The 14,595-nt window shown below is 37.4% G+C and carries 12 protein-coding genes, 1 tRNA gene and 1 pseudogene; 3 read left to right on the top strand and 11 right to left on the bottom strand.

Going from position 1 to position 14,595, the window contains the following annotated elements:
• Positions 1 to 50: 50 nt before the first annotated feature.
• Both AB3219_RS06900 and AB3219_RS06895 read left to right on the top strand, forming a co-directional pair.
• A complete protein-coding gene (locus tag AB3219_RS06900; protein ID WP_216754258.1) occupies positions 51 to 1,397 on the top strand; it encodes a Mur ligase family protein in 1,347 nt (448 codons plus the stop codon).
• Positions 1,398 to 2,102: a type 1 glutamine amidotransferase gene (locus AB3219_RS06895; protein WP_216754259.1), complete on the top strand. Its 705-nt coding sequence runs from the start codon at positions 1,398 to 1,400 to the stop codon at positions 2,100 to 2,102.
• Between the two features lie 57 nt (positions 2,103 to 2,159).
• Here AB3219_RS06895 and manA read toward each other — a convergent pair whose 3' ends face one another.
• The 10 genes and pseudogenes from manA to AB3219_RS06845 form a co-directional block, all read right to left on the bottom strand.
• A complete protein-coding gene (gene manA, locus AB3219_RS06890; RefSeq protein WP_216754260.1) occupies positions 2,160 to 3,131 on the bottom strand; it encodes a mannose-6-phosphate isomerase, class I in 972 nt (323 codons plus the stop codon).
• 203 nt (positions 3,132 to 3,334) lie between these two features.
• Positions 3,335 to 4,357 carry a serine hydrolase gene (locus tag AB3219_RS06885; RefSeq protein ID WP_216754261.1) on the bottom strand — a complete coding sequence of 341 codons (1,023 nt, stop codon included), beginning with the start codon at positions 4,355 to 4,357 and terminating at the stop codon, positions 3,335 to 3,337.
• A gap of 814 nt (positions 4,358 to 5,171) precedes the next feature.
• Complete coding sequence (locus tag AB3219_RS06880) at positions 5,172 to 6,998, bottom strand: ABC transporter ATP-binding protein (protein WP_253953499.1); 1,827 nt, start codon at positions 6,996 to 6,998, stop codon at positions 5,172 to 5,174.
• A 49-nt stretch (positions 6,999 to 7,047) separates the two neighbouring features.
• Positions 7,048 to 8,790, bottom strand: coding sequence for an ABC transporter ATP-binding protein (locus AB3219_RS06875; protein ID WP_216754263.1), 1,743 nt, complete (start codon positions 8,788 to 8,790; stop codon positions 7,048 to 7,050).
• Positions 8,791 to 9,453: a TetR/AcrR family transcriptional regulator gene (locus tag AB3219_RS06870; RefSeq protein WP_216754264.1), complete on the bottom strand. Its 663-nt coding sequence runs from the start codon at positions 9,451 to 9,453 to the stop codon at positions 8,791 to 8,793.
• A gap of 172 nt (positions 9,454 to 9,625) precedes the next feature.
• Positions 9,626 to 11,008, bottom strand: coding sequence for a DUF4179 domain-containing protein (locus AB3219_RS06865; protein ID WP_216754265.1), 1,383 nt, complete (start codon positions 11,006 to 11,008; stop codon positions 9,626 to 9,628).
• Positions 10,998 to 11,135: a sigma factor-like helix-turn-helix DNA-binding protein gene (locus AB3219_RS06860; RefSeq protein WP_216754266.1), complete on the bottom strand. Its 138-nt coding sequence runs from the start codon at positions 11,133 to 11,135 to the stop codon at positions 10,998 to 11,000. Before AB3219_RS06860 ends, AB3219_RS06865 begins: the two co-directional genes overlap by 11 nt.
• Positions 11,136 to 11,157: 22 nt before the next feature.
• Positions 11,158 to 11,532 (bottom strand): sigma factor, encoded by a 375-nt coding sequence (locus AB3219_RS06855; protein ID WP_216754267.1) that lies wholly within the window; start codon positions 11,530 to 11,532, stop codon positions 11,158 to 11,160.
• Positions 11,533 to 11,650: 118 nt separating this feature from the next.
• Positions 11,651 to 12,744 (bottom strand): annotated as a pseudogene (locus AB3219_RS06850) (S66 peptidase family protein).
• A 38-nt stretch (positions 12,745 to 12,782) separates the two neighbouring features.
• Positions 12,783 to 13,751, bottom strand: coding sequence for a S66 peptidase family protein (locus AB3219_RS06845; RefSeq protein WP_216754268.1), 969 nt, complete (start codon positions 13,749 to 13,751; stop codon positions 12,783 to 12,785).
• Between the two features lie 281 nt (positions 13,752 to 14,032).
• Here AB3219_RS06845 and AB3219_RS06840 point away from each other — a divergent pair, with 281 nt between their 5' ends.
• On the top strand, positions 14,033 to 14,368 hold the full coding sequence (locus AB3219_RS06840; protein ID WP_216762448.1) for a bacteriocin immunity protein: 336 nt from the start codon (positions 14,033 to 14,035) through the stop codon (positions 14,366 to 14,368).
• Positions 14,369 to 14,428: 60 nt separating this feature from the next.
• Here AB3219_RS06840 and AB3219_RS06835 read toward each other — a convergent pair.
• A tRNA-Gln gene (locus tag AB3219_RS06835) sits at positions 14,429 to 14,500 on the bottom strand.
• Positions 14,501 to 14,595: the final 95 nt, after the last annotated feature.

Here is a 14,595-nt window from a genome sequence, read left to right as displayed (position 1 = left end):
AGAAAAAAAGATGTTTTTCCAGCCTTTTAACAACTTAATGGAGGAGTCTCATGTCACTCAAAAGCACACTTGCAATTACGACTGGAAAATCAGCCTACTGGTTTTTGCATAAATTTCGGAATGGTGGAAGTTCTCTTCCCGGAAAATTAACCACAAAAATTGATCCTGACATTTTAAAAGTCTTAGGAAAAAACTACGATGTGATCGTCATCACCGGAACCAACGGAAAAACATTGACGACAGCACTAACAGTAAAAGTTTTAAATCAAAAATTTGATCATGTACTTACTAATCCGAGCGGCTCCAATATGGAACAGGGAATTGTGACAACTTTTTTAACAGCTAAAAAATCCAAAAATGGACGACAAATCGCCGTTTTAGAAGTTGATGAAGCAAACGTTATTATGGTGACTAAATATATTAAACCGTTAGCATTTGTTTTAACAAACATTTTTCGTGATCAAATGGATCGTTACGGCGAAATTTATACAACTTACCAAAAGATCTTAGACGGTATTGCTTTAGCTCCTGAAGCAACCGTCATAGCAAACGGTGATGCTTCCATTTTTAATTCAAAAAAATTACCCAATCCGATTCAGTATTATGGCTTTAATAACCAGGCAGACCATGACACAACTGCTGACGTTAACACAGATGGTATTTTATGTCCTGTTTGTCAGCACGTCTTGCACTACAAGTTCATTGTTTACAGCAACTTAGGTAAATATTTCTGTCCTAACTGTGGCTTTAAACGTCCCAACCTTAATTATCAATTAACTAGTGTTGATCAATTAACCCCTGCAACTTCTACTTTTACAATTGATAAGACTACTTTTAATTTGCATATTGGTGGCTTGTATAATGTTTACAATGCTTTAGCTGCATACGCTGTTGGTAAATTTATGGGAGTTGAAGACGATAAAATCGCAACTGCTTTAAATGATCCAGATGAACGCGTTTTTGGCCGGCAAGAACAAATTCAGGTTGGTGACAAGGAAGTAACCATTGTCCTAGTCAAAAATCCGGTTGGCTTAAATCAAGTCATTGATATGGTTGGAACCGAAACCAAACCATTTTCATTGGTTGGCTTATTGAACGCAAATTACGCTGACGGTATTGATACTAGCTGGATTTGGGATGGTGAATTTGAAAAACTACCTAAAATGAATATTCAACAATTCATGACCGGTGGCGAACGCTACAAAGATATTACATTTCGTTTGAAAGTTGCTGGCGTCCCAGATGATAAGTTAATCGTGGAACCAAACTTACATGTTGCTATCAATAAATTTAAAGATTTACCTACAAAACGCATTTATGTTTTTGCAACTTACACAGCGATGTTACAATTACGCAAACAATTAGCCGATGATGGTTATATTAAGGAGGGAATTTAATTGAAATATTCCTTAAATGTTGCTCATCTCTACGGAAATTTGCTCAATACCTATGGTGATAATGGCAACTTACTCGCACTTAAATATTATGGCAAGCAAATGGATACCCAACTTAACGTAAAAGTAATTAGTATTGACGATGATTTCAAAGCAGCAGACTTTGATTTAGCATTCTTCGGTGGTGGTCAGGATTATGAACAATTAATTGTTTCAAAAGATATCCCCTCAAAAAAAGAAGAATTGACTAAATACATCAATGAAGGCGGTCCAATGCTGGCCATTTGCGGTGGTTATCAACTTTTAGGTCATTATTACATTGGCGCTGATGGTGAAAAAATTCCGGGGATTGGTGCCTTAGATCATTACACGCTTAGTCAAGATCACAATCGCTTTATCGGTGATATTCTAATTAAAAATAAGCAAACTCAAGAAGAATACCACGGGTTTGAGAATCATAATGGTATGACCTATTTAGGCAAAGGCGAAAAGCCACTTGGGATTGTTGAAAGTGGTCACGGCAATAACGGCCAAGATAAAACGGAAGGCGTCATCTATAAAAATGTTTATGGCTCTTATTTTCATGGTCCCATTTTGACTCGTAATGGTTCTTTGGCAAAAAAACTTTTAATTACTGCTTTGAAACGCAAATATCCACAGGCCGATTTAACTAAACAAAAAGCATTAAAAATTCCCGAAACTTTCTAAGTAAAAAACGGTTAGCAATGAATGAATTATTCAAAGCTAACCGTTTTTTTATTGAGTTTATGCTTCTCCAGGTTCACTTGCAATAATCTGTAAGTCGCCTGTCAAAGTCCATTCTTTAACCTGATATGGCAAGATAAAATGAACACCCTTCTTGATGTCATAACTCTTTCCATCAACTTCAATCTTACCTTCACCCTTCAAAACGGAAACCAACGTATAAGGTGCTGTGCTCCGTTTGAAAGTTGCGGTACCATTTTTTAATGCCCATTGATAAACTGAGAAATGTGGTGAAACTGGTGGTTTTACGTAAGTTGTGACTTCCGCATCACCAACCTTTGATTTTTCAATATTTAACTTGGGATCCTGGTGCGGCACTGTGGTCACATCAATAGATTGTTTCAAATGCAACTCACGTTTCTGACCAGTTTTCTTATCAACTCGATCAAAATCATACAAACGGTATGTCGTGTCACTACTTTGTTGTGTTTCAAGCACCATGATACCTTTACCCAAAGCATGAATCATGCCACTTGGTACATAGTAAAAGTCGCCAGCCTTAACCGGTACACGTCGGAATAGTTTATCCCACTCTCCGTGGTTAATCCAATCTGCTAATTCTTCACGTGTCTTCGCATTATGACCATAATATAATTCTGCTCCTGGCTCTGCTGAGATCACATACCAGCACTCAGTTTTACCCAATTCATGCTCATGCTCTGCTGCATAAGCATCATTAGGATGAACCTGAACCGACAAATCATCGTTCGCATCTAGGATTTTAGTTAAGAGTGGGAAAACATCGCCTTTCGCATTACCAAAAGCCTCACGATGCTGTGCCCAAACCTGATCCAAAGTTAATCCCTTATAAGGTCCATTAATAACAGAAGCCGGGCCATGCGGATGAGCAGAAATTGCCCAACATTCTCCAGTTTTATCACTAGGTATTTTATATCCAAACTCAGTTGCTAATTTATTGCCACCCCAGATTTTCTCATGAAATACTGGTGCCAAGAATAACGGTTCACTCAAAACTATCTCTCCTCATCTTTTATATCTTTTTCGTACGCAAAACTGCTCCTACAATTCAGCAATTTTGTCAGACAAAACTTTATTCCACTACTACACGAATAGTTTACCATAAAACCGAAGCGCTTTCAGTATTCAGTTTGAAAAATGTATATACAAATTTTTGATTTTAAATTACTTCATGCTATTCTTCTCATTAACTCAAATTAAATTTTATCTGTTTGCAAAAACGCATCAATAACAGCCTGCCGATAACTAAAATAAATTTGATTATCAGCGGTAGGATGCACACGATTAGATAAAAAAATAAGTCCTTGTTGGCGTGCCGCATCCACTAATAGCATGGTGCCTGTAAACCCGCTATGTTTTAATACCCAATGGTCATTACCATCATCAATTTGTTCAATTAATCCCCACCCAAATGATCGTGTTAACTTAGGATTAGCCGTTTGATTTTTAAATAACTGCTTTACAGTTTCACTCTTTAAAACGGATGTGTTCATTTCTGGATGAAGTAACCAATTCACAAACTTAGTCAGATCATCGAGCGTCGAAAAAAGACCAGCGGACCCACAATGTGCACCCAGAATCTGGGCCTTAGGATCATGTACCGTTCCTTGAATAAGGCCACCTTGATCACTCCACTCTGTTGGTACGCAACTTAGAGGGTCCGGATCAAATTCAGAATGAAACAAGTTTAAGGGTCTTAACACGTGCTCCGTAATGGCAGCTTGAACCGGCATGTGCAAAATGCGTTCAACAATTAATCCAAGAAAAATATAATTCAAATCGGAATAAACCACTTTTTGATTGAAGTCAGGACCAATTTCAAGTGTAAACAAGGCCTTGAGTAATGCCGTCGTACTTAATTCATTTCGGTGCGGAATATAACCCGTGATTCCTGAAGTATGGGTCAGTAAATGACGAATGGTAATTCTTGAATCAAAAAAATTAGGTAAAATAGTCACTACTTGTTGATCATAAGAGAGTTTTCCTGCTTCCACAAGTTGGCTGATCACTATTTCAGTTCCCACAACCTTAGTTAAGGAAGCCACGTCATAGGTCATCTTTGGACGTAACAAACGTGATTGTGGTTTAATTTCTGCTTCTCCTAAAACTTTTTTAAAAACCTTTTCATGATCAATAATGGCATAAGAAACTCCTGGTACAATTTTTTGCGCGACCATTTTTTTAATTTGTTCTTCTATATTTGAATATTGGCCATTCATCTTATATTGCTCCTAATCATTAAACTAAAGGTTGAAAGTATCAAAATCACTTCAATAACTGCTGTTAAACGACGTAGCCTATAAAAAATAGTCTAAAATGCCGTCTTCCAGCAAATTTGGGCTGGAACGTAGTGCGAGTTCTTGCGGCTGATTTTTGCCACAAGAATCGACATCGTACGGAGTATCAAGATTTTCGGAACGAAAATCATTCTTCTACACGTAGTAGTGGGCACGACTTAAGCCGCAAACCACGTCTCCAAGCTCGGCCTTTATCTAAGCGAAAACCGCTAAGATAAATGTCACTACTGAGCCCATTTGCTTCCAGACTAAGTCTAATCTCTGCAATCTACATAGAGAAATAAAGGTTATTATATCAGCGTTACTGAGCATTATTGAAACATCAACCGTTCTTAGTACGGAGGCGATTGGTCTCAGGGGTGAAATTATCCTTAGTAATTTATTACTTAGGATAAGGCCGAGTTTGAAGACAAGTGTTCTTCTTGGCTTCAAATCGTGCCCACTATTACACATAAGGGTTAGTTTTCGTGCCGAAAACTTTAATGTTTCATACGATGTCGATTCTTGTGGCCAAAATCAGCCGCAAGAACTCGCACCCCGTTCCAGACCGGGTGAGCCGTAGGACGGCATTTTAATCTAATTTTGTTACCAAAAACGCTTTTATCTCAGGCAACGAGATGTGTTTTGGGCTTTCAACCTTTAGTTATTAAACTAAAAATACCACTACTCATTAATTGTCTCACTTTATTAAGAGACAAACTGCGAATAGTGGTATTTTTAATTTAAAATCTAATTTTTAGATCACTTCATTACCAGAGAACTGACTGTTGTACAAGTCAGCATAGAAACCATTTTGAGCCATCAAACTATCATGATTACCCGTTTCGACAATTTGACCATGATTAACCACAACAATATTTTGTGCATTCCGAATCGTTGACAATCGATGCGCAACAACAAAACTAGTCCGATTCTTTAACAATTTATTCATCGCATGCTGAATCAAAACTTCTGTCCGCGTATCAACAGAACTCGTCGCTTCATCCAAAATCAATACCTTGGGATCAGCTAAGAAAGCTCGTGCAATAGTCAATAATTGGCGTTGTCCCTGTGAAATATTGCTTGCAGCTTCGTTTAGAACTGTGTCGTAACCATCTGGGAGCTGACGGATGAAGGTATCTGCATGGGCTGCTTTAGCTGATTGCACCATGTCTTCATCGGTCGCACTTTCACGTCCATACTCAATATTTTCACGAATTGTGCCGGTAAACAACCATGTATCCTGCAAAACCATCGCAAAATCAGAACGCAACTTAGCCCGACTTAAATTACGAGTATCAACTCCGTCCAATTTGATCGATCCATCCTTAATGTCATAGAAGCGTTCAAGTAAGTTAATGATCGTAGTTTTTCCAGCACCAGTTGGCCCCACAATTGCAACCATTTCACCAGAATTAACTTTCAAGTTAAAGTCTTGAATAAGTGGTGTATCTTCTACATAACGAAAATCAACATGGTCAAAGATAACTTCAGCATCTGGATTCTTCATATCTGGAATTTCCACATGAGTTTCTTCCATTTCTGGTTCATCTAAAACTGCAAAAATTCGTTCTGCAGAAGCAATTGTCATCTGAATTGTATTCGTTAAATTGGCAATTTGCGTAATTGGCTGTGAAAATTGTTGGGTATATTGAAGAAAGGCTTGGACATTACCTAAAGTGATCTGTCCATGAGCAACTTCGATTCCACCAACAACGGCAACGAAAACATAACCCAAGTTTTTAATAAAGTTCATTAATGGCATAATCAAGCCGGAAACAAATTGTGCCTTCCAAGCATAGCCTAAATACTTATCATTTTCTTTTTTAAAATCTTGAATTGCTTTATCTTCATGGTTAAAACTCTTAATAACTGTATGTCCAGCATAAGTTTCTTCAACTTGATCGTTTAATAAGCCTAAATGCTTTTGTTGTCCAGCAAAGAATTTCTGTGACTTAGGTGCCACAAAAGCGACCACGATTAAACTGAGAGGTACAGTCAAAACAGCAATTAGAGTCAGTTTCCAACTAATTGTTAACATCATGTACAAAACACCAACAAATTGAAGCACGCTGGTAACCAACTGTGTTAAACTTTGCTGCAAAGTTCCAGAAATGTTATCCATATCATTGGACATTCGACTCATAACATCACCGTTAGAGTGCGTATCATAATAAGAAACTGGTACTCGTTGTAACTTAGCTTTAAAATCTTTACGCATTTGGAAAACTGCTCGCTGTGAAACCTGCGTCATGACGGCTTGTTGTGCAAAACTAAACAAAGCAGACAATCCGTATAAAATACCAACAGTTGTTAAAATATGAACAATCTTTGTAAAGTTAATGGGCAACGTGTGTAAGCCAATTCCAGCTTTCATTTGTGCGGAACCCTTCATTACACCCGCAAAGATCTGAGTGGTGGCTTCACCTAAAACTTTGGGTGCTCTGATTTGTAAAATAACTGAGGCAGCTGCCAGAATCAAAACTAGACCAACTAAAACCATCCAAGGGGAAAGATAACGCAGCAAACGCCAAGTTGTTTTCCAGAAATGTTGCGGTTTTTCAACTGGCATCCCCATGCCCATACCGTGGCCACTGTGACCACTGGTACGTTGGGGCTTCTTTTCACTATTTTTAGCCATTTGCCTGATCTCCCTTCTTGATTTGTGAGTCAATGATTTCACGATAAGTTTCATTATTGGCTTTTAACTCTTGATGAGTGCCTTGACCAACAATTTTACCACCATCAATAACCAGAATTAAATCTGCATCAGCAACGGTCGCAATTCGTTGAGCGACAATAACAACTACACTCTTTTGAATCTGAGGATCCTCACGCAATGAATGACGTAATTGCGCATCAGTCTTAAAATCAAGTGCAGAGAACGAGTCATCAAAGACATAAATTGGTGCTTGTTTAACCAAAGTTCGCGCAATCGTTAAACGTTGCTTTTGACCGCCAGAGAAATTATCCCCATTTTGTTCAACCCAAGCATCAAGTCCATCTTCATCTTTATGAATAAATTCAGTAGCCTGCGCAATTTCCATAGCACGCCAAATCTGATCATCCGTCGCATCCGGATTACCATATTTCATGTTCTTACGAATCGTTCCTTTGAAAAGAACTGACTTTTGTTGTGCTAAGGAAACTTGATCATGCACATCTTTTTGACTCATTGATTTCACATCGGTATCATTAATCAGAATTTTTCCTTTTTCAGGATCAAAGAACCTTGGGATTAAGCTAACCAATGTTGATTTTCCTGAACCAGTTCCCCCGATAATCGCCACCGTTTGTCCAGCAGTTGCTTTAAAATTAGCATCATCAATAGCTAATCGCTCGGCCCCTTTATAACGGAAATCTACTTGATTAAATTCCAGAGAAGCTGTTTTTGAGGCATTATCGGTTGCTACTGGTTGAACTGGATCCTTAACACTGTTTTTCATTTCAATAACTTCATTAATTCGTTTTGCAGAAGCAGATGCTCGCGGAATAAAAACAAAAACCATTGAAAGCATCATAAAACTCATTAAGATTTGTGCTGCATAGGTCATAAAGGCAACTAAATTACCAACCTGCATTGTTTGGTTAGAAATTAATTTTGCACCGTACCAAATGATTCCCATGTTAGTTCCACTCATTATCAAAGTCATAATTGGAAACATAAAGGAAACAATTGTAAAGACTTTAATTGCTGTGCTCGTATAATCTTTGTTGGCACCTTCAAAACGATCTTGTTCAAACTTATCCCGATTGAAAGCACGAATAACACGAACGCCAGTTAATCCTTCACGGAAAACCAAGTTAATTCGATCAATTTTTTTCTGCATACCTTGAAATAAAGGTACCGCAAAATACATGATGATTCCTACAAAAACAGCTAAAACTGGCAAAGAAACTAAGAAAACTGCCGTTAATTCAGGCTGTTTACTGTAAGCCATGAATCCCGCTCCTACCAACATGATTGGCGATTGCAGCATCATTCGTAAAATCATAACCATGACATTTTGAATTTGAATAACATCATTTGTGGTTCGGGTAATCAGGGACGCATCCCCAAATTGTTCAAACTCGTGATTAGACAAAAAAGAAACCTTTTTAAAAAGTGCATCACGAATTTTACTACCCATTCGTTGTGATTGTGTGGCGGCAAAATAAACATTCACTCCAGAAGCTAAAACTCCAAGAAATGAAATTGCCAGCATTTTATAACCTGAATTCCAAATATAAGAAATATCACTTTTGGCAACACCATTATTGATGATGTCCGAAGTAATATTGGGTAACCATAAATCACACATAACTTGCACGATTAAAAATACGGTACCGATTCCTACTGCCCACCAGGCTAAGTATTTACGTGATAATTTAAGCATTTAACCAAGCTCCTTTTTTGATTTTAGTGCGCCATTTGCAAGCCAGTTCAACGTCATAGAAAATTCTGCTTTGACGTCGGCCAGGTTTTCTGGTGAATCTGTTTTTTGAGAATGAAAATAATGACCAATTGTATGTACCAACACCATAAAAATAAGTCGTTGTAGCTCTTTTAATTCCACGCTATTTGTCACTCGCAGTTTTGTTTGATCAACGGATTGATTAATTTCATCCTCCGTATCACGCATTGCTTTAAAAAATGGATAATTAGCCCGTCCCTTACCGAAACGATTGGAATTCTGTGCATGTTGAAAATTAGTCGCCACATCGTTTTTAAATATATCGGCATTAGGACCTTCAATTACTTCTTCAACCGCATAATCAAAAAAGCGACTCATGGAAACAAATAAATCACCTTTGGTTTCCTTAATTAGGTTCAAAAGATGCTGCTCCATGTTGTTCACTAATGTACCCAAATAATAAAAGTATAAATCTTCCTTATCTTCGAAGTACTGATAAAAGCTACCACGTGGAATCTGAGCGTCGGCAACAATTGCACTGACCGAAACTTCGGGTAACGGTGCACGTGAAAACTCATGTTGAGCGGCACGCATCAGTCGCGCCTTTTTGGCCTCATTTAAATTAAAGAACGTTGCTTTTGGCATTTCTTCCTCCTCAAAAATGACACACTGTCATAATTGATGATTATACGCTTAATCTATGCATTTGCAAGACAAAAATAAACTACATAGTAGCTCTATATAATTTAATGATTAAAACTAAAAATAACGATAAACCAGCATGTGCTAGCACTGGTTTACCGTCATTTTAGACAACTTATCTTTGTTTAACTTGAATAATTTGTAGTTTCATTTTTGGCACAGCATGTAATCCCTCATAATCAATCTGTAGCTGTAACTGACTTAGTTTGAGTTTTTTTAATCCTGATTTTTGTGATAGATCATAAGTTGACTCAAATTCGTGAGTTTTGGTGTTTATTAAACGATGGTTTCCTTGATCCAAGTAATCATTCCCAAAAACACTGTCATTTCCATTATCATGGTAGGTCTTTGCCATAATATTTATGGCCGCCAGTGCATTACCATTATGTGAAATAAGTTGATGATCTGTAGAACCGGTACCTGTCAAATAGTAACGTAAGGTTAATTTACCACTCTTTAAACTTGCTTTTTTGAACTTGAAAACTTCTGAAGTTCTTTTAGCACGTATTGTTAATGGTAAAGAACTCAATGTCGTTCGTTGAGAGGTTTCTATCTTGCCTAAGCTAGGTTCGATTTTAATTTTTTTAATATTCTTCGGCATTTTCTTAACGCGATAACCAACCACTTGTTGTTTACCACTGCCACTAATAATAATCGGATCATAATTTGCAAGTAAATAATTCTGTTTGCTGTTATTGACATTGACATTAAATATTGTAAATTCATCTTTTGCAAACTTTTTAGTCTGTTGAATTTTCAGTAATCCGGTTCCACCTGCATATTCATCAATTCCAAGAAGCTTTAATTTCACATCTCCATTAGCAACAGTTAGTTTTCCGTTCAATTTTCTTGAGGATACTTTGCTTGGAGTTAAATGTAAATTAAACGCCCAGCGGCCAAAGTTCCCTTTGAAACTTGTAAACACGATTGGAAAATTAATCGTATTTTTCGGAACGGCACCTTTAATTTGTCCATTTAAATAAAATCGATAACGTCCGTTCGCAATTTTTGTCATATCCATACTATCTTGCGAAAATTTAACGCCATTTCGACCTAAGTAAAAATCAAGCCAATCATCCTTAGGTTTGTCCAGTCCATCAATAGTTCCTGTAATGGCAATTTCTTTACCTTGTACATAAGCACTATTTAAAACTACTTTCATTCCACTTGAGGTTCTTGTCACATTCAGCTTCTGTGATTTTCCATTTGTTTCGACAATGGTACCTAAGTCATCATCAAACTTGGCAAAAAAGTTACCAATAATTGGCGCTTGTGCCATAACATGATTCACTGGAGTAATAGTCATTCCACTGAGCGTCAATACACAAATGGCTGCTACTAAACTTACAAAAGTCCAAATAACACGGTGATGGCGCTGTTTTATTTGAACTCCTGAAGTTGTCAAAACTTGTTCAATCGTTGCCTTTGTTTTTGCTGAATCTATTCTTTGAGCTGCACTAAGTTGGTCAACAAGTTGCGAAAACTTTTCATTCTTCAAAATAGTCCCCTCCTAACCACTCTTTTAACTGGGCTTTGCCGCGTTTTAAATGAGATTTTACGGTATTCTCTGGTATTTGCGTGATATCGCTGATTTCGTGAATAGATAATCCATGATAGTAAAACATAAGTAGTACTTGCCGATACTGATTATTCAGTTGTTTTAATCCCCCCCAAAAGATCCAGTTTCTCATCAACCGTTGCACCAACTAAACTACTTGGCAATTTTGCGAGCTTTGTGACATCATATTCTTCATATGCTTTTTCTTCGTAACGCTTGTAGCACTGTCGAATCAGAATTTTAGTTAGCCAAGTTCGAAATAATTCTGGTTTCTGTAGTTGACTAATTGAATGAAATGCAATTAAGGTTGTTTCACTGATTGCATCTTGCACGTCCACTTCTCGCGATAAATATAAATATCCAGTTCGCGTTAAATATTCTGTTTGCGCTAAAATCAGTTGTGCAAAAGCCTGTTGATCGCCATGAATCGCACGTTTAACCATCCGAGATTTAACATTCTTCACGTGACTTACCCCCTTTCACTTATTAGTGGTTAGATTGGTTCAAAAAGTTGCAAAAAGTTAGTTTTTTACAAAAAGAGTTGTTAACTAACATTTTACCGTTAGCTAACAACTTTTTGTGTTATCTATTTAATGTTTCTTCCTGCGCAAATATCGGTTCCGTAAGTGTCAACGACTTTCGATCAAAATCGATTTGCATCTTCCCACCATAAGGAAGGGCAGTTCTTGGATAAGCATGACCAAAATTGACATTTGTCAAAATTGGCAAATTATATTTTTTGGTAACTGCAAGTAACATCCGGTTATACTCATCGTAAAAAGCCTCTGCTTGTGGTTTGCCAACAATGAGTGCTGAAATAGCGGAAAAAATACCCTTGGCGTCTAGCGCAAGTAACATTTTTTTATAAAGCTCTGGCGCGGGCTTCTCCTCACTTGTTTCAATAAACAAAATTTTATCTTGCCACTCATCCAAACTAGGAAATAAATGATACTTTTCTGCAACGCCTTTTTCATCTGGGTACCGCGTGCCTGACAAAATGTCATACAAACTATCCAGACAACCACCCAGTAATCTACCGGTAACTTGTCCAGATCCTCCAGTACCTCGTACCTTTTTTGTTCAACATGCTGGATACGTTTGGTTCCAACGACAGCTGGTGAGAAGTCTTCACGTTCCTCATACCAAATAGGACTAGATTTAATTGAAGCTGTTGCTTCATTCCTAAAATAATTCATAAAAGTATGTTTTGTGTAAGGTAGCATTTCTTGGTCCAATTCCGCTAGATCATTTAGAAAATTAGGACCATAAAAACTCTGCATCCCTAATTGATAAAACATCAGATGATTGATTGTAGTATCCGAAAAGCCAGTAAACAACTTGGGAGAAGCCTGGACATTATGAATAAATGTTTCATCCTCTAAGAGATAAGGCAATAACCGGTAAGTATCATCGCCACCAATTGCGCAAACAATCCCCTTAATTTCTGGATCGGCAAAGGCCGTCTTCAAATCATCAGCCCGAGCCTGTGGATGGTGGGCTAAATAGGTTAATCCTTTCAAAGCATTGGGCATTAACACTGGCACCAATTTCATTTCTTGTAAACGTCTAATCCCTAATTGTAACTGGTGGTCAGCAAAACTTTCGCCAAGAATGCCGCTAGACAGACTGACAATCGCGATTTTACTATTTGGGGTTAGAGCTTCGGGTTTCTTCAACATAGGCATTCATCCTTTATATGATATGTGGCTTTTATTTAAAAATTAGAAAATGTGGCCTGCATCTTTTGGGCATCAAATGAAGCTGTACTGCCAATTGGCGTGGTAATCATCGGAACAGTATGACAACTATCATAATCAGCAACAATCGGTAGAGGGTTATCACCCAAAATTTCCTGTAAAATATCAAGTGGTTTTCTACTAGTATCGCAATTATCAAAAACAACATGTTTGCCTAGAATAATACCTTTAACTTGATCAAAAATTCCAGCATTTTTTAACATGGCAAAATTCTTTTCGACCGTCGCCGCATCTTTTTCGGCATCTTCAATAAACAGCAAATCATGATGGGAAAATTTGGGGAAATATGGTGAATTGATAAAACCGTACATTGTATTTAAATTACCACCAATAATCCGACCGCTTAACTTGGTAGTTCTTGTGTATACCCACTGATTGTCACGTAATGTTTTAGGACGAGTAAATTCATTCCAATTAAGAACTTCATCTGTCCATTGCTTTGGTGCTTGAATGGTTACCGCTCCACCATTAGGCGTTTGTAAAACACGTATAAAATCTTGCCAGGTTTGTGAAACCAGTGGCTCAAATTCACCAAATGAAGCTACAAGCGCTGGTCCATATAAAACTCGACAGGCCGGAACTTGCGTTTTGATGGCAAGAAGAATGGCCGTCATATCAGAGTAACCAACAAAAGTCTTGGGATGCTTTTTAAGCGTTTTATAATCAATATAAGGCAAAAGTGCATTCGAATTGGTGCCCCCAATTGTCGCCATGATCACCTCAACTTGTGGATTTTGAATCAATGCATTTAACTCTGCTACACGTGCTTGAATAGAACCCGCGCGATAGCCGTCCTTCCTACCAGTCAAGTCTCCAGCAACTAACTTAATTCCCTTATTTTGAAGAAAAGTAAGTGAGCGTTTAAACCTTTGAGGACTGGTTGCCGTGATTGGTGTCGATGGTGAAAAGAATCCAATGGTTGTCATGTTATCAACTTCTTTGAATTTTTTTATTTTTAGCAAAAGATACAAATATCTCTTTTTAATTAGACTTATACTAACATTCAAAATTGCCTAAAGGAGGACGTTAAGTAAATCATATTAATATTAAAAAAGCCGTTACTTGCAACGCTTTTTCTACCATACTGGAACTAATCCCAACAACAATACCGGTATGTTTATATAACCACTTCTTGTCATCTTATTCCGAAAGGCGCATAATAAAAGCGTTATCAAGAAATAAGAATTCTACTATATGGGGGGATATTATGAATAAAAAATATCAAGAGCTCTATAATTTAATTTGTAAAGCATCCACTGATCCTGAGGTTATGTCATTACCAAAAGTACAAAAGGCACTTTCTAAGGCCAAAAAACAGCTAAAAGCAGGTGAAGATTACACAAAAATTGCAGTTGGTATATCACAAGCGATTAGTGATTCTTATTTGGCCAATCGCCGGACTACCCAATCTTTACAAGCTGTTTTTAAGTATGTAAAACCAGACGCAGATCCAGAAAAACTAGACTCTAAAACAAAGCGTGAAATGGGAATTGTCACCGGCTATATTCGTCCACCTTTGAATAATGATAATCTTTTTAACTAAATTAAAAAGGCCATCATGGTCAACATAATGTTGATATGATGGTCTTTTTCTAACCAATTATTGGGCATACTGGGATCGAACCAGTAAATTACGGATTCAGAGTCCGTGGCCTTACCATTTGGCGAATGCCCATTAAATTTACCTATATAATATTACCGTGTTTCTTTAAAACTGTCAACACACGTTTTAACTTAACTCGTCTTAGAAACTGACAAGTACTCTGCTTT

This window comes from Pediococcus ethanolidurans, assembly GCF_964062635.1.
GTDB lineage: Bacteria > Bacillota > Bacilli > Lactobacillales > Lactobacillaceae > Pediococcus > Pediococcus ethanolidurans.
Note: the sequence above shows the minus strand (reverse complement) of the source record. Positions and strands in the feature narration are given on the sequence as shown.

Coding starts and splice junctions, on each gene's coding strand:
- AB3219_RS06900 (WP_216754258.1), top strand. CDS start 51: ATGTCACTCAAAAGCACACTTGCAATTACGACTGGAAAATCAGCCTAC.
- AB3219_RS06885 (WP_216754261.1), bottom strand. CDS start 4,357: ATGAATGGCCAATATTCAAATATAGAAGAACAAATTAAAAAAATGGTC.
- AB3219_RS06880 (WP_253953499.1), bottom strand. CDS start 6,998: ATGGGCATGGGGATGCCAGTTGAAAAACCGCAACATTTCTGGAAAACA.
- AB3219_RS06875 (WP_216754263.1), bottom strand. CDS start 8,790: ATGCTTAAATTATCACGTAAATACTTAGCCTGGTGGGCAGTAGGAATC.
- AB3219_RS06870 (WP_216754264.1), bottom strand. CDS start 9,453: ATGCCAAAAGCAACGTTCTTTAATTTAAATGAGGCCAAAAAGGCGCGA.
- AB3219_RS06860 (WP_216754266.1), bottom strand. CDS start 11,135: ATGTTTTACTATCATGGATTATCTATTCACGAAATCAGCGATATCACG.
- AB3219_RS06845 (WP_216754268.1), bottom strand. CDS start 13,751: ATGACAACCATTGGATTCTTTTCACCATCGACACCAATCACGGCAACC.
- AB3219_RS06840 (WP_216762448.1), top strand. CDS start 14,033: ATGAATAAAAAATATCAAGAGCTCTATAATTTAATTTGTAAAGCATCC.